The sequence below is a fragment of the Bordetella ansorpii genome (genome assembly GCF_900078315.1).
In the GTDB taxonomy this organism is placed as follows: Bacteria; Pseudomonadota; Gammaproteobacteria; order Burkholderiales; family Burkholderiaceae_B; genus Bordetella; species Bordetella ansorpii.
Genome location: NZ_FKBS01000025.1, coordinates 120,971 through 142,989 on the forward strand (window position 1 = coordinate 120,971; position 22,019 = coordinate 142,989).

Below are 22,019 nucleotides of genomic sequence, written 5' to 3' on the forward strand. Positions count from 1 at the left end.
CGACCGACATGTCCTTGCCCCATGAGCCGCACGCGCGGCAAGCCTCGTCGTCTCCGCGCGCCACGGCCCGGCGGGCGCCTCTCGCAATGTACGGCCAACGCGGCATGGCGGTCATCGCTGCGCTCATCGTCGTGGCCGCGGTGACCACGATCGCAGCGATGTTGATGCAGCGCCAGGGCGCTTACGTACAAGCCGTACAGACCGCCCTGGTGCGCGCGCAGCTGCAGGCAGCCTTGCACGGCGGGCTGCTGAGCGCCGAACGGCAATTACGCAGCGACGCCGAGCGCGATGCACGCACGCATCGCGGCGGCCTGTGGGCCCAGCCCATCGTCGATACGCGCCTGGCGGACGTCCGGCAGGACGATCGTCCCGGGCCGATCATCACCGCGCAGCTGCAGGACGAGCAGGGCAAACTCAATCTGCGCAGCCTGGCGTTCCAAGGCAGGCTGGACATGGCGCTGCTGGAGCAGGTCCGCAAACTGTGCGGCCTGGTCGGACTGGAGCCCAGCGTCGCGGATCTCATCGCACAGCGCATCCTGGTATCGCAGCCGGAAGCCAACGGCGTGACGGAAGACGAGGGTGCGCGCAAGCGTGAAGGCGTATTGGCCGCGGCCCCCATCCCCCGTGGACTGGACGATCTGCGCAGCGTACCTGGGCTGGATCCCGCCGCCATCGAACGACTTCGCCCCCACCTCACCCTGCTGCCCAATGCAACATTGGTGAACGTCAACACCGCCAGTCCCGAAGTCATCGCCGCCATCGTTCCCGGACTTGCGCTGGACCGTGCCAGAACGCTGGTCGCCCAGCGCGACGGCGGCCAATGGTTCATCGACCAGACCGACTTCCTGAACCGCCTGAACATGCCCGAGCTGGCCACCAACAGCGTGCGCATCGTGGTCCAGAGCAACTGGTTCCAGTTCGTCGGCGCTGCACGGCTGGACCAATCCATCATGTTGCTGCACGCCCTGCTGCTGCGCGGCGGCGCGGAGGTGCACACCATCTGGTCGCGGGAGGGTGCGTGATGGCGCGATTGCGCGTACGCCTGCCCCGGCTGTCCGATCTGAGCGCGAACAGCGTTCTCGACTACGCGGCATACAAACGCGAGGGTCAGCCGCCCATCGAAACCGGGTCACGTCCGCTACACGCACTGGGACAGCGGTGGAAAGGTTCAGTGATGGAAGCGATCCTGCACCCGGCGGACGCCTCCATGATGACGGCCAGCCTGCCGCCTTTGCCTGCCGGCCAGATGCGCACCGCGGTGGTGGGTATGGTCGAGCCCTATCTGTTGGGCGACCTGGCCAATCTGGCGGTGGGGCACGGCAAGCGCACGGCCGCCGGCCGCATCGCGATCACCTGGACGGATCGCGACGCGGCAGGATCGGCCCGCGATATCCTTGCCGCCGCCGGCCTGTCGCTGCGCGCGCTGTGGCCCGCGCCATTTCTGCTGCCCTTGCCTGAAGACGGCTGGACGGCGCAATGGGCCCATGGATACGTGGTAGTCCGGACGGACGCGGACAACGGCTTCGTGATGCCGCTCGATGCGGATGACGCGCTTTCCGAGTCGACAGGCCTGGGTATCGAGAGGCTACGCGGCCAGATCAGCCTGATGGCGCCACGCCAGGTTGCCTGGCTGGACGCCATACCCGCCTGGTGGCCCGCGCTCGGCGATACGCCGGCAACGACCTTCCCGCCCGACGCATGCTGGGCGGCTCCACGTGCGCCCTGGGCAATCGGAACGAGTGAGTTCGGCCTGGGCGCGGCCGTTCGAGGCAGCGGCTGGGGACGCGCGGCCGCCTGGTGCGGCGTGGCCGCCCTGACGTGGATGGCGGGATTGAACCTGTATGCCTGGCGGCTGGAGCATTCGGCCCAGGCGCTGCAAGCCCGCAACGTCGAGCGGGTGCGCGAGGCCTTTCCGGGACTGCGCACAGTGATCGATCCGCTGCGCCAGGCTCGCCAGCAGCGCGATACGCAGCATGCCACGAACGTGAGCGCGGAAGCCGAACTGGCCTTTCTGCTGAACGTGGCCCGCGAGACGATGACCTTCGCCGAGGGGCAGATCCGGGCGGTCCGCTACACGGATGGCGCCCTCGAGCTGGATCTGGGCCGGGGCGCCGCCACGCCTCCAGCCACGGATGGCCGCAGACACGCCGCATCCTCGAACCCTCCTCGAACGGACCAGGCCGCGACGCCAGAGTGGCTTGCCCCCTTGCAGCAGGCTGGCGTGCAAGCGGAAGCGATCCCCACGGGCTGGCGGCTGCGGCGCGCGGCGCCGGATACCGCGACGGAACGGATGCCGCCCTCCTCCGCCGCCGCGCTTGCCCGGAGCATGCCATGACACGACGCCCGTCCCACCTTGCGCCCGCGGGCAACGCGCGCCATCGGTCCGGGGTTACCGGAAGGCTGCCCGACAGTGTCCAACGCCAATGGCGAGACACCCGTCAGCAGATCAGCACATTGTGGGGTCAGCGCAGCGCACGAGAACGCATTCTGCTGGCGGGCTGCTCCGCGGTGATGCTGTTGGCCGCCGGCTGGCTGGTCGGCGTGGAGCCCGCCCTGAACCGCATACAGCGCCTGCAGACCGAACTGCCCCGGCTACGAACCCAAAGCACGGAAATCGAAACCGTGGTTCAGCAGGCCCTGGCGAGTCGCCGCGCGGGTCCGTCCCTCAAGGCTGCGCCATCCGATACCGAATCTGTCCGGCGGGCGCTCGCGGACAGCCTGGATTCCGCGGCGTTGAAAAACACCTACACCCTGGAGCCAGCGGCGGGCGGCGTGGCGCGCTGGCAGGTGCAGTTCAAGGATGCACCGGTACGCGCCGTGGTGCCCTGGATGCTGCAGTCGCCCGCCGAACTGGGCCTGTCAGTCGACTCCGTCGCCCTGGAACGCCCCGATGCCGCTCCCGTGGTTCCCGCGGGGATGACGTGGGTCCCTCCCGCCAATGCGCCGCAACCGGCCGCGTCTCCTGCCGCGCGGAGCCGGCCCTCGGCCGGCCGAATGTCAGGCCAGGTGATCCTGGCCCCCCCTTCCCAAGAGGACAAGGACAAGTCGTGACGTTGAAGCAGAAGAACAAAACCGGCAGCGGCAGCCGTTTGCCGGCGCCCACTGCATTGTTTGCCAGCGTGTTGGCGGCGGCCACCGCGCTGTCGGGTTGCGCCGCGCCGCAAGACGGCGCCGAGGGCGGTCCCCTGCTGCCCGCGATCGCGGATGCCGCCGACGTGCCGGCCACCCGCGTCACGGTGCAGCCTTCGCAGGCCGGCGACCGGCCCATGACCGGTGTGGCCCCGCCGCCGGCATCTCCTCGGCCTCGGCGTACCTTCACGCCGTCGTTCAGCGAGCCCGAACCGCTGCCCGCGCCCAGATCCTCGCACGCGGCCCCCCCAACTCCGGCGCCCACGTCCGCCAACTCGCCCGATCGCCCCTCGAGCGGCGGCAAGAACGATGTGATGCTCAACTTCGTGGACACCGATATTCCCTCGGTGCTGCGCGTCATGGCCCGTTTCACCGGCCGCAATTTTCTGGTGGATCCTCGCGTCAAGGGCAACTTGAACCTGGTATCCGAGCGCCCAGTTTCGCCTGACGCCGCATACGGCATGCTGCTGGCCTCGCTGCGCATGGCCGGCTTCGCCGCGGTGGACGTGGCGGGCGGAACGCGGGTGGTGCCGGAGGCCGACGCAAAACTGCAGAGCAGTCCCGTGGTGACCAGCGGCGCGGGCCCGAACCCTTCGCCTTCGGCGGGGTCGATCGTGACCCGGACCTTCCGCCTGAGCTACGAGAACGCGGCATCGCTGGTCCCCGTACTGCGGCCGATGATCGCCACGAACAATCCCATCACCGCCTCCGCTGGCAGCAACAGCCTGGTGATTACCGACTACGCCGACAACCTGGACCGGATCGCGCGGATCATCGCCAGCATCGACACCCCTTCCTCGTTGAGCACCGCCGTCGTGAAGATCCGCCAGGGCATCGCGATGGACATCGCAGACGTGGCCAGCCAGTTGCTGGACGCCCAGCAACAAGGCCCCGACGCGACGCAGCGCATCGTCGTGGTGGCCGATCCACGCGCCAACAACGTGGTCATCCGCGCCAGCAGTCCCGCGCGCGCCAAGTTCGCGCGCGACCTGATCCAGCAGCTGGACGACGCCCAGGCCGATCCCGACAATCTGCACGTCGTCTACCTGCGCAATGCCCAGGCCACCCATCTGGCCGAGGTCCTGCGAGGCGTGCTGACCGGAGACAGCGGCACGTCGGGACAGGCGGGCGGCGCGGACGCCGCCGTGCGTGCCGCGCTGGGCGCGGGCGGCATGCTCAGCGGCGGCGGCCAGGCGGGAAGCAACGGCGGCAGTGCCTCCAGCGGCACGACCCGCACCTCCTCTTCCGGCAACACGGCATCCAGCACCACGGGCGGCCTGGGCTCGTCCGGCAGCAGCCTGCGCAATGCCAACGGCGCCTATGCCGGAGGTTCGTCAAGCGGCAGCGGCACGAACCAGACCGGCAACGGCCAGCAGGCCTTCTCGGCGGGAGGCGTCACCATCCAGGCCGACTCGACCACCAATACGCTGATCATCAATGGGCCCGAGCCCATGTATCGCAGCCTGCGCAAAGTGATCGACATGCTGGACCAGCGGCGCGCACAGGTGCTGGTGGAAAGCCTGATCGTCGAAGTCACCGAAACCGACGCCGCGCAACTGGGTATCCAGTGGATGGCAGGCAACGGCCGCGTCTTCGGCGGAGCGAACTTCGGCGGCACAAGCATCAACACCAACGCCACCACCGGCATCGACGCGCTTCCCTCCGGGCTGAACATCGGCGTGATGCGCGGCTCGATCAATCTGCCTGGCATCGGTGAAGTGCTGAACCTGCAGCTCCTGGCCCGTGCCCTGCAGTCGCGTGACGGCGCAAACATCCTCTCGACGCCCAATCTGCTGACGCTGGACAACGAACCCGCCACCATCATGGTGGGTCAGACCGTACCGTTCGTATCGGGACAGTACGTCACCACGGGCGGCGGCGGCAGCGACAACCCCTTCCAGACGGTCGAGCGCGAAGACATCGGACTGAAGCTGAACATCCGCCCGCAGATTTCCGAAGGCGGCACGGTCAAGCTCGACATCTACCAGGAGGTGTCGAACATCGATAACCAGGCCTCGGCCACGCTGGGCGGCATCGTGACCAACAAGCGTGCGCTGGACACCAGCGTGATGCTGGATGACGGCCAGATCATGGTGCTGGGCGGCCTGCTGCAGGACAGCGTGACCACCGGGCGCGATGCGGTGCCCTTGCTTGGCAACATTCCAGTGCTGGGCGCGCTGTTCCGCTACGACACGCGCCAGCGCGTCAAGACGAACCTGATGGTGTTCCTGCGGCCCTACGTGGTGCGCGACGCGGCCCAGGGTCGGGGCTTGACGGCCAGCCGCTACGATTACATGCGGCGGGCGCAAGGCGCGCTGCAGCCCGCCCAGAACTGGGCCCTGCCCGACATGGGCGCCCCGGCACTGCCTCCGCTGGGCGTGCCCTCCACGCGCGACGGCCGGATCTACGATCTGCGGCCTGAGGGCGTAGACCAGACGCTCAAGCAGTCTCCGCCCACGACCGTCTCGACAACCGACGTCCGGCAGGCGCCGTCTGCGGGCCACCAGGCAGACACGCCCCCCCCGGTGCGCACCCGCCTGCCCGCAGGCGTCACGGTGGCCGCGGATCCCTCGGCGCTCTATGGCCGTCCCGACACGGGCAACATCAACACGTTGCAGTTCGCCGACGCCCGCGACAGCCAGCAGGCCGATCTGATCGTACAGCGCACCCGCATCAGTGGCCTGAAGAGCTATGCGATGACGGGGCCTGGCGGCAGCGGCTACGTATTGCGCGTGGACGTGCCGCGCGATCCGCGCGCCGTCGATGCCACCATACAGGTCCTGCGGGAGCTGGGTTACCAACCCGAACTGGTGGTCGGGCAATGAGCGCCGCGCTGGATGACGGCGTGCGTGCGGGCCGGCAGCGCGCCCCGCTACCCTACGCCTGGTCACGCGCCAATCGCACGCTGATGCGCGAAACAGGGGATCAGGCCGAGATACTGGTCTGCCCGGCGACCCCCTCGATCGCCATCGCGGAAGTGCGGCGGCACTATGGCGCCGTGGCGCTGCGCCAGGTGTCCGATGCCGAGATGGACGCGCTGCTCTCGCAGGCTTCGGCCGATGCGGGCGACGCCGCGTCGGTGGTCGGCGCGGCCGAGAACGAAGTCGATCTTGATCGGTTGATGCAGGACGTGCCCGAAGTGACCGACCTGCTGGACGCCCAGGACGACGCGCCGGTGATCCGCATGATGAATGCGCTGTTCACGCAGGCCGCGCGCGAGGGCGCCAGCGACATCCACATCGAACCCTACGAGACGCACTCGGTGGTGCGCTATCGCGTGGACGGCACGCTGCGCGAGGTGGTGCGCCCGCGCAAGGCGCTGCATGCCGCGCTGATCTCGCGCATCAAGATCATGGCGCACCTGGACATCGCCGAGAAGCGTTTGCCGCAGGACGGCCGCATCGCCTTGCGGGTGGGTGGACGGCCGATCGACATCCGTGTATCCACCGTTCCCACCGGCCACGGAGAATGCGCGGTGCTGCGCCTGCTGGACAAAGAGGCCGGCCGGCTGAAACTGGAGCGGCTGGGCATGGACAGCCGGCTGCTGACGCGGCTGGACGGGCTGATCAATGAGCCCCACGGCATCGTACTGGTCACCGGGCCGACCGGCAGCGGCAAGACCACCACGCTGTACGCCGGGCTGGGCCAGCTCGACGCTACCACCACCAAGATCATGACGGTGGAAGACCCGGTGGAATACGACCTGGCCGGCATCAGCCAGATCCACGTCAACAGCGAAATCGGGCTGACTTTCGCGATGGCGCTGCGCGCCATCCTGCGCCAGGATCCGGACGTCATCATGATCGGTGAAATCCGGGACCTGGAGACCGCGCAGATCGCGGTGCAGGCTTCGCTGACCGGCCACCTGGTGCTGGCCACGCTGCATACCAACGATTCGGTCTCGGCCGTGACCCGCCTGGTCGACATGGGGGTCGCGCCTTTCCTGCTGGCGTCGACACTGCTGGGGGTCCTGGGCCAGCGGCTGGTGCGCTGCCTGTGCCAGGACTGCCGCAAGGCCGTCGTCCTTCCCGACGGCCGCACACGATACGAACCCGTAGGCTGCCCGCAATGCAACCACCAGGGATACCGCAAGCGCACCGGGGTGCATGAACTGTTTGTCGTGGATCCCGACATGCAGCGTCTGATCCACGAACAGGCTCCCGAACAAACCCTGCGCGAGGCCGCCATACAGGCAGGCCTGCGCACCATGTACCAGGACGGCCAGCGCTGGGTCGACAGCGGCATGACCTCGCAGGAAGAACTGGTGCGCGTCACGGGCGACACCTGACGGAGAACCCATCATGCCGAACTTCCGCTATTCCGCCGCCGATGGCACGGGAAAAATGCTGCGGGGCCAGTTGCAGGCCGACAGTCCTCGCGCCGCGCGCGCTCAATTGCGTGGCCGCGGCCTGACGCCGCTGGACATCGTCGAGATCGCCCAGGCCGCCGCCTCGGCAGCCCTGCTCGGTCCGAAACTCGGCGCCGCCGATCTCTCCTGGGCCACGCGTGAGTTGGCCAGCCTGCTCGGCGCGCGGCTGCCGCTCGAGTCCGCCCTGACCGCGACCATCGAACAGGCCGAGAAGAAATACGTCGCCGAGGTGTTCACGGCGGTATGCGAGGACGTGCGGGGCGGCATGCGCCTGGCCGACGCGCTGGCCAGGCGCCCGCGCGACTTCCCGGAGATCTATCGGGCGCTGATCAGCGCAGGCGAAGACTCCGGCGATCTGGCGCGCGTCATGGAGCGTCTGGCGGACTACATGGAAAACCGCGATGCGCTGCGCAGCAAGGTGCTGACCGCTTTCATCTATCCCGCCATCGTGGGCTGCGTGTCTGTATGCATCGTCATTTTCATGCTGAGCTATGTCGTGCCGCAGGTGGTCAGCGCGTTCTCGCAGGCCCGCCAGACATTGCCGGCCATCACGCAGATCATGCTGGCCGTCAGCGAATACGTACGCAGCTGGGGCGGATTGACCGCGCTGGTGCTGGGTAGCGCGCTGGCGCTGTGGCGCCTGCACCTGCGCAAGCCCGCAGCGCGGCTGGCATGGCACAGCCGGGTATTGCGGCTGCCCGTACTGGGACGTTTCGCGCTGGGCGTGAACACGGCGCGCTTCGCCTCGACGCTGGCGATCCTGATGGACGCGGGCGTACCGCTGCTGCGTTCCCTGGAGGCCGCGCGCCAGACAATGGGCAACGACCGGCTGCGCCAATGCGTGTTGGACGTGACGGCACGCGTGAAAGAGGGCCATCCGCTGGCGGGATCGCTGCGGGCCCAGAAGGTGTTTCCGGCCAACCTGATCCACCTGACCGCCAGCGGCGAAAAGACCGGCTCCTTGCCGCCGATGCTTGAACGCTCGGCGCAAAATCTGTCGCGCGACCTGGAACGGCGCGCGATGCGCATGACCGCCATGCTGGAGCCTCTGATGATTCTGACCATGGGCGGCGTGGTGCTGACCATCGTGCTGGCGGTGATGATGCCCATCATGAGCATGAATCAGCTGGTGCAGTAGGGGAAAGCACTCCGGACATCCGAATATTCCGCTCGATCCAGCGGGCGCCGATATCCCGAGGCGGCGTGGCACGCATTCCAAATGCCTTGCCGGGCGCATGCCCAATGCTCGCTCTTCTACCGGCCGACCACGCTGGCGCAGTAGGCTCCCCCCATAGCCAACTGGCCGTTCCAACGCACGCCCGTGAAGAACGTCTGCCGGATGGCATCCATGTATGCCGAGGGCAAGGGAACCATCGCGTGGGACAGGATACGCATCGTGTTGGCGTAATGATCATTCACGAACATGCGCAATGCGGTCTCCGTAAGGGTCAGCTGTCCCGGCAAGCGTGCATCGGCATAGCACTGGCTGAGAATCAAGTTCGTCGTACCGACAATCGGATAACCCTGGACGGGGTCGGAAATCTCTTTCACCCAATTCGGGGGATACCCGGGATTGGTGGCACTGGTGTATCCAGCAACGGTGGGATCCGTCACGAGCGGCCCAGAAGGTGCGGACAACGCGGAACCGATGCCCAACATCACGGCGGTGGTCGACCAGCCATCGTAGTCCATGGAGTTGTTACGGTTGCGCAGCCTGAGCGCATAGGCCGAGCCGATCGGCACATAGGCGGGGTCCGGACTCAGGTAGGTCATCGCTTCGGGCAACGCATCCGGCGGAATTCCCATGTTCAGGGCATCACTGACGCCTTGGTCCTTCAGCACCTCGACGAAGTTTGGAGGCAGCTCTCCATTCGGAAAATTCATCCGGAACTGCTCGTTGCCGTTGAAGGTCATGCCGCCCGTTTCGCCGCTGGTGCATACGGCCTGGAGATGCCGCGTCAGCAGACTGGTCGGGCCGCTGGGTTCAAGGCGCACGATCACCTTGAATGGCCTGTTGGGAAACGCGGGGTTGAGCTGCGACCAACGGTTGATGGCGCCAGAGAATACGCCACACAGCTGCGATTTCGTCAGCGACGCAAAGGAAGACTGAGTAACTGCCTGGGACAGCGACTTGGCATAGATCATGACAGGCGTCACCGCCAACGGGATCTGGATCAAGCGACCATGCCCGGTCGATGCGCCAAGATTCCCCAGGCCGAAGACAGACGTATATGAGCTGTACTCGGTGGCTGTCATAGGTGTCTCGCTCGTCCCGAAATGAACCTTGCCGCCCAGCGGCAAACTCAACCGCGTCGAATCGTTCAAAAGGAAGGCCGCGCGACCATGTCGGCTGCCAACCTCGCCATAGTTCCACGTGTGCTGATCGTTCGGCGGCGTCGCGAACTCTTCCTCATAAAGCCGTTGGGGCAATGTCGCGCCTCCGACATTGAATGTGGCGGCGGAAGCGACGCCGCCGGCAATCGACATGCCGATGCAGGCCGCCACCGCGGCGACCGCTCCGATAGTGCAATGCTTATCCATGATTCTTCCTCGCATGAGTAAAGACTTTTCGATGGAAACAAGGCGGGCACTTCCACGAGCCGCCTTTTTCTACTCGCCACCATCGACGAGCGGATACCAGCGTGGACGTGCCGGGCTTCGGCAAGATTTCAGAATGTCGCGATGACCGGGAGCGCTATTCACCAAGTGCGGTGCGAGTGGAGCACGCACTTCCGCGTACAGGCAATTGCTGAAAGAACCTCCGGATATCCGGACATTCCTCCCGTTCCAGCAAGCATCAATATCCCGACATTCGGCAATTTTGCCGAAGCCTTGCAAGCTCAGAATTCACTCCGTCGTCACACAGAACGACACGAAGCAAGGCGGCATGTGGAAGTGTCCGTCTTGCTGTCCCCCTTCCATAGAAGTGCCTGAACTCATGCGAGAGGTTTTTTTCATGGACAAGCAATTCAAGATCAAGGCCGTGGTTTCGGCGATCCTGTTCGCCGGCCTGGCTTCGACCGCTTCGGCTGTCACCTTCACCGTTGGCGGCGCCACGCTGCCCCAGCCGCTGTACGAAGCCGAGTACCTCGACCCGGTCAACAGCACCCACACCTGGCACTACGGCGGCGTCGGTAGCGGCGGCGGCCGTACCGGCTTCCTGACCAACAACGCCGTTTCCGTTCAGGGCACCGCTGGCCAGACCGTGCAGTTCGGCGCGAGCGATGCCGCGATGACCTCCACGGAATACAACAACTACATCTCGTCGGCCGGCCTGGGCAACCTGGGCTCGTCGGCCGGCAACGGCCGCATGATCCAGATCCCGATGGTCGCGACCCCGGTTCTGGTCTACGCGAAGTCGGCTTCGGTGACCTCCACGAACCTGGCCACGCTGGCCAAGTCGCAGCTGTGCGGCGTCATGTCGGGCCGCCTGACCCAGTGGAACCAGATCAGCTCGACGCTGCCCAGCACGCCGATCACCGTCATCGTCCGCCAGGAATCGAGCGGCACGACCACGCTGCTGACGCAACACTTGGCCGCCGTCTGCACGGCCGCTGAAACGACCCGCGCCGACAACACCGTGGTCACGTTCTCCGGCAACGGCACGTTCCGCAACAACTTCCCGGGCAACACCCTGCCCGCCAACTTCGTCCAAGTGGAAGGCAGCGGCGGCGTGCAAAGCGCCCTGAACTCGACGCCGGAAGCCATCGCCTACCTGAGCCCGGATCCCGACTACACGCCCGGCGCCGGCACCTACGCCCTGCGTCTGCGTAACGCGAACGACGGCGTGTCGTACGCGCCCGCCGAAGCCAACATCAACACCGCCTTGGCCGCCTCGCTGATCCCCCCGACCGGCACCCTGGTGACCGATCCCGCCGCCGCTGGCTACTCCGCCACCGACAACCCCGGCAACCCGCTGAACTGGGTCAAGCTGGTGTCGAACCCCTCGGCCGGCTACCCGATCGTGGGCACGACGAACCTGCTGCTGAGCCAGTGCTACTCGGACGCCCGCACCCCGGGTCAACCGACTGCCACGGAATCGGCCCTGCGTGCGTACCTGGACAACCACTTCGCCAACGCGACCCGCATCCGCGATCACGCCTTCGTTCCGCTGCCCTCGACCCTGGTGTCCGCCATCCGCGGCGCCTTCACGGTGGGCAACACGAACGGCGGCCAACTGCTGATCGGCGCCGCCACCGCCTACTGCAGCAGCGTCGCTGGCCGTTAATCGGACACGACGGTTGCGAAGCATCGCAGCTAGGTAGTTAGACAGTCGCGCCGCCCCAAGCAGCAATGCCTGGGGCGGCGTCCTTACGTCCGGTCCCGCCCTTCACATCACCCAGCCATCCTATCTCTGCCCACCTGCGCAGCGCCGCGTCTCTCTCCGGGCAGTTCTATCAAAGGTCCATCGCGATGCAGGCCGGCGCACACCCCGATGTCCACCACTCCTGCGTCAGCGAAGCCGGCGCCCCCTCCCTCGTGCAGTTGCAGTCTCACTGGCAGTCGCTGGGTTACACCGGCGTAGATATCCGACGCACGGCCGCGGGCTATGCCCTGCACGCCCATGCCGAGGAGGTCCCCGCGCAATGCCCCAACTGCGGCGCCGACGCCCCGCTGCCCATGCCACGAGCTGAAATCGCCATCCACGATGTCCCCCTACATGGCATGGCAGTCGCCCTGCATGTCCGCCGGCATTCGCACCGCTGCCGGTTCTGCCGCACCATGCTGGAAAGCCCGCTACCCGGCGTCGACCCGCGGCGGCATATCACGCACCGGCTGGCGGACTGGATTGCCACGCAGCACACGCGAACCATCGAGGACGTGACGCGCCAATGCGGAGCACGCTTGTCGGCAGTACGCGACATACTGCAAGCCACCGCCGAGAAGCGCCACGGCTCGCGGCCCGGCGCGCCCGAAGCCTTCAACCTGCCCGATTTGCAGGCGACGCATCACGTCAGTGGTCCGCACCGGTACGATGTCTATCTTCATACGAAGCTATCGCGTCCTCCTTGTCCGGAGTGCGGATCCCTTCATGTGCAACGTACCGCTACACACGCCGCCCATGTGCACGACAAGCCACTGAATGGCAAGCACGTCGCGCTCGTGATCACGCCGTACCGCGCCTTTCGCTGCCACGATTGCAGGCGGGCGTTCATCGAACCGCTACCCGGTGTGGCAGCCCTGCCGCGGCATCCACGCCTGACCGAGCGCCTGATCTCATGGATCCAGAAACAGGCAGGGTTACGGGAGGACAAGGACATCGCCGCGGGCATCGGCATCCCCGTGGGCAGTGTGCGCCGCATCCTGATCGGACTGGGCGGTCTGCAATGGACCTTCACTCCCAAGACGGTGCCCATGGCGGATTGGCGTCCACTGCCAGCTACCGTCGTCACGCGCTATCTGCCCGACGCGGATGGACACCATATCTATCTGCGTGGCACACCCTCGGTGGACCGGTGCGCTTTGTGCGGCTCGGAAGACATCACCACGAAATGGCGACGCAGCCGGGCCATCCGAGACATTCCGCTGGAGGGCAAGTCCGTGCTGTTGCACTACAGCAGCGTGACCCACCGCTGCGGCATTTGCGGCTGGGCCGCCGAGCAGAAGCTGGACGGTATCGACACGGCGCACAAGGTCACGCAGCGGCTGACCGAATGGGTGACGTGCCAACTGGCATCGCAACCCGCCGAAAACGTGGCGCGCGCCACGAAGTTGAAAGTCGCGGTCGTCGCGTACATGGGCGCGGCCAGCACCGCCGCCAAATGAGCCTCTTTGCGCTGGGCGCCATGGCATAGTAAATTAGCCAGGCTATTAATTAGCTTAGCTATTAAATATGAACCGTGATGCTTTGCTTGCCCAACTAGGTGGCCGGCTGGTGCTGCTGGCACGGCTTTACCGCCGTGAGATGGACAGCATCTTCAAACCCCATGGCTTGACCGACGCCACGGCGTTTCCGTTGCGCTACCTGGCGCAGGCCGGGCAGCCCGTGGGTCAGGCCCGGCTGGCCGAGTTGCTGGCCATCGAGGGCCCGACGCTGGTGCGTGTGCTGGATCAGTTGATGGAAGCGGGCCTGGTCGAACGCCTGGCCGATGAAAGCGATCGGCGTGCAAGGCTTGTTCGCCTGACCCGCCAGGGCCAACGCCTGAACGACGCCATCGAACCCGAGCTGAGCGCGATGCGCGCCCGCCTGTTCAAGGGCGCCACCGAGGAAGACGTGCGCCGTACGTTGAAGGTGCTGGATCATCTCCAAACCAATCTGGACGCCTACCTGGCCGAGCCAGCCGACATACGCCCCCGCCGCACCGCCGCCGTACCGAAGTAGTCCTCGCAATGCCGTTTCTGGACAGACAAGCCTGGCTGTACTCGCTGAAGACCTTCCTGGCCGCCGCCGCGGCCCTGTACGTGGCCATGGCCAGCGGGCAGGAGCGGCCCTACTGGGCCATGATGACGGTATATATCGTCTCCCAGCCCCTGGTGGGCCCCACGCGGGCCAAGGGGCTGTACCGCATCCTGGGCACTTTCATCGGTGGGGTGGCCACGCTGATCATGCTGCCCAACCTGGTGCACGCGCCCGTATTGCTCAGCGCGGCGATGGCGCTGTGGCTGAGCCTGGCGCTATATATCGCTCTGCTGCATCGCGGCCCCAACGGCTACATGTTCATGCTGGCCGGCTACACCGCCGCGCTGCTGGGATTTCCCGCGGTCGAGTCGCCACAGACCATTTTCGACAGTGTGGTGGCGCGCAGCGAAGAGATCATGCTGGGCGCCGGCATGGCCATCGCCTTCGCCGCCATTCTGCTGCCCGCCTCGGTAAGGCCCACACTGAACGGACGCATCGGCAGCTGGATGCAGGATGCGGCGCGCTGGTATCACGGGATCCGGCACGGACAGCCGCAGCAAGTGCCGCTGTCCAAGCTGTCGGCCGACCTGGTGCAGCTCGAGTCGCTGATCGCGATGATGCGGCACGAAGGCCATCGGCATACCGGGATCGCTGGTGCGCTGGAGAAGCTGCGCGAGCGCATGCTGTTGCTGCTGCCGGTGTTGTCGTCCCTATCGGATCGTCTGGTGCGGCTGCAGGCCGATGGCTCCCTGCCCGCCGCGCTGGGCTGTCTGCTGGACGACATCGGCGCATGGCTGCAACAGCACGAGGGCGCGGACGAAGCGGCAGCATCGGCGCTGCGGGCGCGCGTGGCGGCCTTGCGGCCCGCGGGCACCTCCGAGCACGATCTGCTGCTTGCCAGCCTGCTGCTGCGCCTGGATGAATTGATCGGACTGTGGCTGGATTGCGCCAGTCTGCGCGAAGTGGCCATCCATGCGCCAGGCGCGGTGCCGCGCCGGCATTCGCGCTTTCCATCGCTGCGGCTGGGCCAGGAACGCCACGTGGATCACGGCATGGCGGCCATGGCGGCGCTCAGCACCGGCGCCTCGCTGTTCGCGTACTGCCTGGTGTGGATCGCCGTGGGCTGGGAGGCTGGCGGCAACGGCGCGATGATGGCGGCCATTGCTTCGGCTTTCTTCGCTTCGCAGGACGATCCCGCACCGGCCATCTTCGGCTTCGGCCTGTGGCTGGCGGTGGCGGCCGTCATCGGCGCGGTCTGCCTGTTCGGCGTGTTCCCGGCCATCCACGAATTCGGCACGCTGGTCGCCTGCCTGGCGCTGATCTTCCTGCCGCTGGGCGTGATGATGTACGGGCCTCGCACCATGCAGATCGGCTTGCCTCTGACGGTGAACCTGGCCGCGCTGCTGAGCGTGCAGAACTCGCGCGAGTACGACATCGTCAGCTTCGTGAACAATGCCGTGGCGATGGTCATCGGCATCGGCTTCGCCGTGGTCTTCACCAAGGTGTTCCGTTCCGTCAGCGTGGAGTGGTCCGCACGGCGGCTGGCGCGGCGCGCATGGGGCATGCTGGCGGAAGTAGCCGCGGGCAGCGGCGGCCCCGCGGACAAGCAGCAGTTGATCGCGCGGATACTGGATCTGCTGGGCGTGCTGGCGCCGCGCATCGCGCGGGCCTCGCGCGGCAATGGCATCGAGGGCATCGACATGCTGGCCGATACGCGGGTGGGATTGAACCTGCTGCAGCTGCGCCGCGTGCGGCCGCGCTTGCAGCCCGCAGTGCTCGCGGGCCTGGATGAGATCCTGGCGGACGTAGCCGCGCACTATCGCCGGCAAAGCGCGGCGGGCACGCCCGAGGCTGGCAGCGAGGCCTTGCGCCAGCGCCTGGACACCGCCATCGCGCGCGAGAGCAAGGACGCCGAGACGCGACGGAATGACGACTATCTGCACAGCCTGGTGGGGTTGCGGATGAGCCTGTTCAGGCACCAGGCCGCCTGATTCCTTGCCGTGTGCACGGCGCCAGGCGCGGTCAGGCATCTGGAATCCATGACGCCGCCCAGCCTGCCGCCGCATCTCCGATTGCATCAGGCCAGGGAATTTCCACCTGCCACGCCGGCAGTGATAAGGTTGCCCTCCCGCCGATCGCATTGGATGGACATGAAAGCCCTGAAGATCTCGTTGTACTGCGCCCTGGGCGGCGCGGCGTTGTTTGGTTTGATCGGCCTGTTGACCGGCGGCGGCAAGATGGCGCTGGGCGTCATGGCCGCCGTACCGGGCCTGCTGCTTGGCCTGATCGCCGCCCCCGAGTTCGAGCCCAAGGCGTTTCGCCACGCGGCGCTCTATCAGACCTCGTGTGGCGCCATTGCGGGATTTCTGGTGGGCGGCTGGCTGTTCAGTTCGCTATCGACCGCCGCGATGGCAGCCTTGATCGGCGGTCTGCTGGGTTGGCTTGCACCGATGTGGATCCGGCACGTGCAGGGACCTTGAGGGCGCGAGGCCCTCGCTGAATCGCTTTCGAACGCCCGCGCGCCGCGGCTTGCACACACGCACGGCCAGTACCGCATCCCGTGGGGAACCCCGGGAATGCCAGGGCCGGCCTAGCCTTGCGTACGTGCCTGCGTGCGCGCCAGCACCGCCCCCGTGCGCGTATGCAGGTGTTCACCGTTGCGATACGCCACCGCCCCATTCACCACCACCGCCTCGATGCCGCGCGCCGGCTGCATGGGATTGTCGTAGTCCGCCGTGTCGAGCACCGTCTCGGCATCGAAGATGGTGATGTCCGCATGATGCCCTTCGGCAATCACGCCGCGCCCTTCCAGACCGAATACCCCGGCCGTCAATCCCGTCATCTTCCACACCGCCGTCTCCAGCGGAAACAGCCCGATGTCGCGGCTATAGCGCCCCAGCACGCGCGGGAACGTGCCCCACAGCCGCGGATGCGGCCGGTCGCCCGACGGGATGCCGTCGGAACCGATCATCGTGGGCTCGAACGCCAGGATGCGCTGCACGTCCTGCTCGTCCATGCTGTAGTAGATCGCGCTGGCGGGCTGCAGGCGGCGCGAGGCCTCGACGCGCGACACGCCCCACTCGTCGGCGATGTCCTGCAGATCGCGTCCCTGCATGCCGGGAAACGCGCCGCTGGACGCGATCACCACCTTGCCTTGCAGGCGTTCCTCGTCCATGTGCAGCATGGTCGAGCTGGCGGTGTATGGATAACAGTCCAGGCTGACGCACTGGCAGCGCATGGCCTTCTCGATGCGCTGCAAGGTCTGCACCGACTTGCCGAAGTTGGCCGCGCGCATCAGCTTGTGATGCGACACCAGCACCGGCGTGTCCACTTCCTGGCCGATGGAGAAGGTCTCTTCCAGCGACTCCATGCAGCGGTCGGCCTCGTTGCGCATGTGCGTGACGTACAGCGCCTGCTTCGCGGCCAGCGGGCGCGACACCTCGACCACTTCCTGCGTCGTGGCCGCGGCGGCGGGCGGATAGTAGGTGCCGGTGGACATGCCCACCGCGCCGGCATCGAGCGCCTCTTGCAGCAGCGCCTGCATGGCCCGCACCTCCGGCTCGGTGGCCGCGCGGCCCAGGTCCTGCATGGCCATCACGCGCAAGGTGGTGTGGCCCACCATGGGCACCACGTTCACTGCTGCCGGGCGTGCGCGCAGCGCATCGACGTATGCGCGGAAGGTGGGGAAGCGTTCGCCGCCATCGGCATCCAGCAGGTTCAGTGGCGAAGGCAGCTCGGCATCGGTGCGCAGGGGCGCCAGGCTGATGCCGCAGTTGCCGGTGACCACCGTGGTGACGCCCTGCGACACCTTGAACGGCATGTCGGGCTGGGTCAGCAAGGCCTGGTCATCGTGCGTGTGCGAGTCGATGAAGCCCGGCGCCACGATCTTGCCGTGCGCTGGCAGGATGGTGTCCGCGTCATGGCCGGACAGGTCCCCCACCGCCACGATGCGGCCATCCTTCACCCCCACGTCGGCGTCGAAACGCGGCTGCCGCGTGCCGTCGATGACGGTGCCGCCGACGATCAGCAGGTCGTACTTCTGCGAGGTGCTCATGTCCATCCCCGATGTTGTAAGGGTCTTCAAGCGCGTCGCCGTTATGCCGCGGCCATCGCGTCGGCCAGGCGGCTGGCGGATCCGAACGCCAGGGTCAACCCCAGCGCGCCCTGCCCGATATTGAGAAACACGTTATCCACAGGCGACTTGCCGATGATGGGCACCGAGGTCGGCGTGGCGGGCCGCAGCCCCATCCAGGGCGTGACCGACTTCAGGTCCACCGCGTCGCCGAAGGCCTCGCGCGTGTGCGCCACCAGTTCGTCGATGCGCGACATGTCCAGCCGCCGGTCGTAGCCGCGGATCTCGACCACGCCCGCCACGCGCAGGCGTTGGCCGATGCGGGCGTAGACCACTTTGCGCGCGGCATCCGTCACGCTGGCGCGCGGCACGGCATGCGGATCAAGAATCGGCACGGTGATGCTGTAGCCCTTGAGGGGATACACCGGCACGGAGAAACCCAGCATGCGCGCCATGGCCGCGCTGTGCGGCCCGGTGGCCAGCACGATGTCCTCGGCTTGGCGCGTGCCCTGGTCGGTGACCAGATGCGTGACCCCGCCATCCCGATGCCGCTGGAAGCCCCGCACGCGAACGCCGAATTCGAAACACACGCCGCGTTGCTCCAGGCGGGTTCTCAGGTCGACACACAGCGCCGCGCTGTCGACGGCGCATTCGCTGGGGGTGTAGATGGCGCCCGCCATGCGCGTGCGGAAACGCGCCAGCGCGGGCTCACGGCGCAGGCACTCCTCGGCGCTCAGGGCCTGCTGCAGCGGGCCGACCGAGGCCTGCAGTTTCAGTTGTCCCTCGGCCTTGGCCATTGCGGCTTCGGAGGGCAGCACCACCAGCTTGCCGCTGCGCGCGAAGCTCAGCGCCTGCGCATCCGCGCCCTGCATCCACAGGTCGGTTTCCTGGTGGCTCAGCCGGCCCAGCATCAGCAAGGCCAGCGAGCCTTCCCTGGCGCGGTCCGCGCGGCAGGCCCCCAGAAAGGACATCAGCCAGCGCCATTGCGCGGGGTCCCAGCGCGGCACCAGCTTCAGTGGCGCCCCCTTGGCGAACAGCAGCTTGGGCAGCTCGGCCAGCACGCCGGGCTGCGCCAGCGGCGCCACGTAGCCATACGACAGCTGGCAGCCATTGCCCAGGCTGGTTTCCAAGCCCGGCGCGGCAGCCGCATCCAGCACCGTCACGGAACGCCCCGCCCGTGCCAGCGCGGCGGCCGAGGCCAGGCCCACGATGCCCGCGCCGATGATGGTGACGTGGCGCGAACCGCCCCGTGCATCGCCTGCGCGCCGGGCTTGCCAATAGGCGTCGCGATCCGGCGCGGCGCCGCCTGCATGGGACATCTCGGTCATCGCTGCGTCAATCCACCTTTGCGCCGCTCTCGCGCACCACCTTGCCCCACTTCTCGCGCTCGGACGCCATCAGCGTGCGCAGGTCGGCCGGCGTGCCGCCCGTGGGAATGAATGCCAACTGCGCCAGTTGCTTGCGCACCTGCTCGTCCTTCAATACCGCATTGAGTTCGGCGTTCAGGCGCGTGACGATGGCATCGGGCGTACCCGGCGGCGCCACCACCGCGCCCCAGGCTTCCATCTGGAAGCCCTTCACACCCGACTCGTCCAGCGTGGGCACGTTGGGGAACAGGGGCGAACGCGTGATCGACGTGACCGCGATGGCGCGCAGGCGGCCGCCTTCCACATTGGGTCCGACCGACGCGATATTGTCGAACATGAAATCGAAACGGCTGCCCAGCAGGTCGTTGATGGCCTGCGGCGCGCCCTTGTACGGCACGTGCATGCCCTTGATGCCCGTCATCGTCTTGAACAGTTCCGCGCCCAGATGGCTGGTCGTGCCGGTGCCGCCCGAGCCGAACACCACGCCGTCCGGCTTCTTCTTCGCGTAGGCGATCAGGTCCGGCACGCTCTTGATGGGCGAACTGTCGTTGACCACCACCAGGCTGGCCGTGGTGGCCAGCTTGATCACGGGCGCCAGCTTGTTCGGATCGTAGGGCAGCGTGTTGAACAGGAACTCGTTGGTGGCCAGCGTGGCGTTGTTGCCATAGCCGATGGTGTAACCATCGGGCGCGGCGTTCATCACCGTCTGCATGCCGATGTTGCCGCCGGCGCCGGGACGGTTCTCGATCACCACGGCCTGGCCGATGCGGTCGCCCAGCGCCTTGCCGATCAGGCGCGACATGATGTCGGGGCTGCCGCCCGCGGCCGATGGCACGATGATGCGGACGGGCCGTTCGGGCCATTGCGCGTGGGCGGCGCCGGCGAATGCCAGGCCAAAAGTGAAGAGACAGCGAAGCACCGTCGAAGTACGCATGGGTTTCCCTTGATATGTCGCGGCGCTCGTGAAAGATGGCGCCTGGGCACAGTATCGAAGCCGGCACGGCCTGCGCCAAGGGAAAAAGGCACGGGGGGGTAGTCGTTTTCGACTACCTCCCGCCGGGGATCAGCCCACGCGGGCGAACTGCCTGCGCAGGATGTCGATGAACGCATCCAACGCGATGGAGCGCACGTCCGACGCCACGTGGAAGGCCACGGCCTCGACCGTGACCGGAGGGTCCAGCGGCCGCATCCGCAGGCCGTGTCCCATGGCCCGCGCGGTCAGTTCGTCGACCAGCGCGAAGCCCAGCCCCTGCCGCGCCAGCGCGGCGGCCACGTAATACGTGCGGGTCTCCAGCATCGGCGCGGCATCCGGCGATTGCAGGCGCTCCCACGTATCCCGGATCTGCTGCGCCACCGGATCGCTGCCGCCCAGGCCGATCCATTGCGAGGCGTCCAGGGTTTCCAGGTCGACCGCGGCGGTTTCCTGCTCTTGCTGTCCGGTATCGGGCGAGACGTGCATCACGCGGATCTCTCCCAGCGGCAGACGCGCCAGGGCCGGCCGCAAGGGCATGTCGAAGCAGATGACCACGTCCAGCTCGCGCGCCAGCAAGGCGTCGACCATTTCGTCGCCATTGCCCGTCAGCACTTCCATGGGCATGCTGGCATATTCCTGCCGGAACGCCTGGACGGCGCCGGGAATGGCGCTCAGGCCGAAGCTGGGAATGCAGCCGATGCGCAGATGCCCCTCGGGATTGCGCTTCAGATTGCGCGCCAGCCGCTGCACGTTGTCGGCCTGGGCGAACAGCAGGGTCGTCTGGCCATACAACTGTTCGGCCTCGCGGGTATGCACCAGACGGCCCTGCACGCGCTGGAACAAGGTCAGGCCCAGGGCATGCTCGGCCTGGGCCAGCGCCTTGCTGGCCGCGGACTGCGACAGGTTCAGCAAGGCGGCGGCGCCGCTGACCGAACCGGTGCGCATCACCGCGTGAAAGATCTCCAGATGGCGCAGGCGCATGGGCGGAACGGGGAGGTGGACACGTCGCGCCAGTATATCCGTGGGGCGGACGAGGGCCCGCGTGCTGCGGAACGGCCCGGCCCCGGCGATGCCAAGGCGTGCCCGGGCAGTCGTCCCTATCCCCGATACCGCCCCGGCTTGTGCCAGGCGATCAGCATGGCGTTCATGGCCACCGTGCCCAACACCGACCACAGGATCCTGGACAAAGGCAGGAACGCCACGGCCACGGCGAACAGCGCCAGGTCGAAGATCATCTGGCTGATGCCGGCATTGAAGGTGTAGCGCCGCTGGATCCACAGGGACAGCGCCCCCGTGCCGCCCATCGACGCGTTGTGCCGCGCCAGGCACAGGATGCCCATGCCCAGGAAGGTGCCGCCCGCGATGGCCGCGAACCCGCTGTGGACGCGCGCGACGTCCAGCGAGGCCGAGATCAGGCCGACCCCTGCCCCGATGGCCACGCTGACCAGCAGGCTCTTGAAGCCGAAGAATCGCCCCATGGCGTAGAAGGCGAACAGGATGAACGGGATATTGATCAGCGGCACCAGCGGCGCGGGCGCCCATCCGGTGACGAGCGACGCCAGCAGCGCCATGCCCGCGATGCCGCCGGAAATCAATCCGCCCTTGGCCAGCAGGCTGATGCCCATCGCGGCGAACAGCACGCCGATGAACAGGCCGTAGACATCGTCCAGCGCGTTGTGCGGCGTGGCCCGGTCGGCGCTGACGGCGGTGGAGGATAGGAGGGTTCCGTCACGCGACATGGCAGGCCCCTTTTAGGAGAACATGCGCGC

General features: G+C 67.1%; 17 protein-coding genes. 11 read left to right on the forward strand and 6 right to left on the reverse strand.

Features of this window, described 5'->3' with window-relative positions; all coding sequences use genetic code 11:
- Positions 1 to 8 precede the first annotated feature (8 nt).
- Genes gspK through gspF form a run of 6 tightly spaced genes read left to right on the forward strand, consistent with a single transcriptional unit; the run spans position 9 to position 8,636 of the window.
- The gene (gene gspK / locus A7W11_RS18185) at positions 9 to 1,022 is read left to right on the forward strand and encodes a type II secretion system minor pseudopilin GspK (RefSeq protein WP_156523142.1); all 1,014 of its coding nucleotides are present in this window, start codon (positions 9 to 11) and stop codon (positions 1,020 to 1,022) included.
- The gene (gspL, locus tag A7W11_RS18190; protein WP_082887339.1) at positions 1,022 to 2,335 is read left to right on the forward strand and encodes a type II secretion system protein GspL; all 1,314 of its coding nucleotides are present in this window, start codon (positions 1,022 to 1,024) and stop codon (positions 2,333 to 2,335) included. Before gspK ends, gspL begins: the two co-directional genes overlap by 1 nt.
- On the forward strand, positions 2,332 to 3,051 hold the full coding sequence (gene gspM / locus A7W11_RS18195; protein ID WP_082887340.1) for a type II secretion system protein GspM: 720 nt from the start codon (positions 2,332 to 2,334) through the stop codon (positions 3,049 to 3,051). Before gspL ends, gspM begins: the two co-directional genes overlap by 4 nt.
- Complete coding sequence (gene gspD / locus A7W11_RS18200; RefSeq protein WP_235816913.1) at positions 3,048 to 5,954, forward strand: type II secretion system secretin GspD; 2,907 nt, start codon at positions 3,048 to 3,050, stop codon at positions 5,952 to 5,954. Before gspM ends, gspD begins: the two co-directional genes overlap by 4 nt.
- Complete coding sequence (gene gspE / locus A7W11_RS18205; RefSeq protein ID WP_066416603.1) at positions 5,951 to 7,417, forward strand: type II secretion system ATPase GspE; 1,467 nt, start codon at positions 5,951 to 5,953, stop codon at positions 7,415 to 7,417. The genes gspD and gspE overlap by 4 nt, the downstream gene beginning before the upstream one ends.
- A 13-nt stretch (positions 7,418 to 7,430) precedes the next feature.
- Positions 7,431 to 8,636: a type II secretion system inner membrane protein GspF gene (gspF, locus tag A7W11_RS18210; protein WP_066416606.1), complete on the forward strand. Its 1,206-nt coding sequence runs from the start codon at positions 7,431 to 7,433 to the stop codon at positions 8,634 to 8,636.
- Positions 8,637 to 8,752: 116 nt separating this feature from the next.
- On the opposite strand, the gene A7W11_RS18215 is transcribed toward gspF, so the two are convergent.
- Entirely contained in the window at positions 8,753 to 10,039 is a 1,287-nt protein-coding gene (locus A7W11_RS18215; RefSeq protein WP_066416608.1) for a PstS family phosphate ABC transporter substrate-binding protein, read from the reverse strand.
- A gap of 415 nt (positions 10,040 to 10,454) precedes the next feature.
- On the opposite strand from A7W11_RS18215, the gene A7W11_RS18220 reads away from it, so the two are divergent.
- The 5 genes from A7W11_RS18220 (at position 10,455) to A7W11_RS18240 (ending at position 16,318) form a co-directional block, all read left to right on the forward strand.
- On the forward strand, positions 10,455 to 11,726 hold the full coding sequence (locus tag A7W11_RS18220) for a substrate-binding domain-containing protein (RefSeq protein WP_066416610.1): 1,272 nt from the start codon (positions 10,455 to 10,457) through the stop codon (positions 11,724 to 11,726).
- A gap of 185 nt (positions 11,727 to 11,911) precedes the next feature.
- Positions 11,912 to 13,264 (forward strand): hypothetical protein, encoded by a 1,353-nt coding sequence (locus A7W11_RS18225; protein ID WP_156523143.1) that lies wholly within the window; start codon positions 11,912 to 11,914, stop codon positions 13,262 to 13,264.
- A gap of 67 nt (positions 13,265 to 13,331) precedes the next feature.
- The gene (locus A7W11_RS18230) at positions 13,332 to 13,820 is read left to right on the forward strand and encodes a MarR family winged helix-turn-helix transcriptional regulator (protein WP_066416615.1); all 489 of its coding nucleotides are present in this window, start codon (positions 13,332 to 13,334) and stop codon (positions 13,818 to 13,820) included.
- Between the two features lie 8 nt (positions 13,821 to 13,828).
- On the forward strand, positions 13,829 to 15,829 hold the full coding sequence (locus tag A7W11_RS18235) for an FUSC family protein (protein WP_066416617.1): 2,001 nt from the start codon (positions 13,829 to 13,831) through the stop codon (positions 15,827 to 15,829).
- Between the two features lie 159 nt (positions 15,830 to 15,988).
- Positions 15,989 to 16,318, forward strand: coding sequence for a hypothetical protein (locus tag A7W11_RS18240; RefSeq protein ID WP_156523144.1), 330 nt, complete (start codon positions 15,989 to 15,991; stop codon positions 16,316 to 16,318).
- Positions 16,319 to 16,428: 110 nt separating this feature from the next.
- Here the strand turns inward: A7W11_RS18240 and A7W11_RS18245 are convergent, their stop codons facing one another.
- From A7W11_RS18245 to A7W11_RS18265, 5 genes are all read right to left on the reverse strand, one after another.
- Complete coding sequence (locus A7W11_RS18245) at positions 16,429 to 17,892, reverse strand: N-acyl-D-amino-acid deacylase family protein (protein WP_066419177.1); 1,464 nt, start codon at positions 17,890 to 17,892, stop codon at positions 16,429 to 16,431.
- Positions 17,893 to 17,933: 41 nt separating this feature from the next.
- Positions 17,934 to 19,238: a D-amino acid dehydrogenase gene (locus A7W11_RS18250; RefSeq protein WP_235816914.1), complete on the reverse strand. Its 1,305-nt coding sequence runs from the start codon at positions 19,236 to 19,238 to the stop codon at positions 17,934 to 17,936.
- Positions 19,239 to 19,245: 7 nt separating this feature from the next.
- A complete protein-coding gene (locus A7W11_RS18255) occupies positions 19,246 to 20,211 on the reverse strand; it encodes a Bug family tripartite tricarboxylate transporter substrate binding protein (protein ID WP_066416622.1) in 966 nt (321 codons plus the stop codon).
- A 129-nt stretch (positions 20,212 to 20,340) separates the two neighbouring features.
- Positions 20,341 to 21,231 carry a LysR family transcriptional regulator gene (locus tag A7W11_RS18260; RefSeq protein ID WP_066416625.1) on the reverse strand — a complete coding sequence of 297 codons (891 nt, stop codon included), beginning with the start codon at positions 21,229 to 21,231 and terminating at the stop codon, positions 20,341 to 20,343.
- 116 nt (positions 21,232 to 21,347) lie between these two features.
- Positions 21,348 to 21,989: a YitT family protein gene (locus A7W11_RS18265; protein ID WP_066416629.1), complete on the reverse strand. Its 642-nt coding sequence runs from the start codon at positions 21,987 to 21,989 to the stop codon at positions 21,348 to 21,350.
- Between the last annotated feature and the right edge of the window lie 30 nt (positions 21,990 to 22,019).

Excerpts from the sequence above, each read along its gene's own strand:
- A7W11_RS18240 (WP_156523144.1), top strand. The coding sequence starts at position 15,989 with ATGAAAGCCCTGAAGATCTCGTTGTACTGCGCCCTGGGCGGCGCGGCG.
- A7W11_RS18260 (WP_066416625.1), bottom strand. The coding sequence starts at position 21,231 with ATGCGCCTGCGCCATCTGGAGATCTTTCACGCGGTGATGCGCACCGGT.
- A7W11_RS18265 (WP_066416629.1), bottom strand. The coding sequence starts at position 21,989 with ATGTCGCGTGACGGAACCCTCCTATCCTCCACCGCCGTCAGCGCCGAC.
- gspM (WP_082887340.1), top strand. The coding sequence starts at position 2,332 with ATGACACGACGCCCGTCCCACCTTGCGCCCGCGGGCAACGCGCGCCAT.
- A7W11_RS18245 (WP_066419177.1), bottom strand. The coding sequence starts at position 17,892 with ATGAGCACCTCGCAGAAGTACGACCTGCTGATCGTCGGCGGCACCGTC.
- gspE (WP_066416603.1), top strand. The coding sequence starts at position 5,951 with ATGAGCGCCGCGCTGGATGACGGCGTGCGTGCGGGCCGGCAGCGCGCC.
- A7W11_RS18250 (WP_235816914.1), bottom strand. The coding sequence starts at position 19,238 with ATGACCGAGATGTCCCATGCAGGCGGCGCCGCGCCGGATCGCGACGCC.
- A7W11_RS18215 (WP_066416608.1), bottom strand. The coding sequence starts at position 10,039 with ATGGATAAGCATTGCACTATCGGAGCGGTCGCCGCGGTGGCGGCCTGC.
- gspL (WP_082887339.1), top strand. The coding sequence starts at position 1,022 with ATGGCGCGATTGCGCGTACGCCTGCCCCGGCTGTCCGATCTGAGCGCG.
- A7W11_RS18220 (WP_066416610.1), top strand. The coding sequence starts at position 10,455 with ATGGACAAGCAATTCAAGATCAAGGCCGTGGTTTCGGCGATCCTGTTC.
- A7W11_RS18225 (WP_156523143.1), top strand. The coding sequence starts at position 11,912 with ATGCAGGCCGGCGCACACCCCGATGTCCACCACTCCTGCGTCAGCGAA.
- A7W11_RS18230 (WP_066416615.1), top strand. The coding sequence starts at position 13,332 with ATGAACCGTGATGCTTTGCTTGCCCAACTAGGTGGCCGGCTGGTGCTG.
- A7W11_RS18255 (WP_066416622.1), bottom strand. The coding sequence starts at position 20,211 with ATGCGTACTTCGACGGTGCTTCGCTGTCTCTTCACTTTTGGCCTGGCA.
- gspK (WP_156523142.1), top strand. The coding sequence starts at position 9 with ATGTCCTTGCCCCATGAGCCGCACGCGCGGCAAGCCTCGTCGTCTCCG.
- gspF (WP_066416606.1), top strand. The coding sequence starts at position 7,431 with ATGCCGAACTTCCGCTATTCCGCCGCCGATGGCACGGGAAAAATGCTG.
- A7W11_RS18235 (WP_066416617.1), top strand. The coding sequence starts at position 13,829 with ATGCCGTTTCTGGACAGACAAGCCTGGCTGTACTCGCTGAAGACCTTC.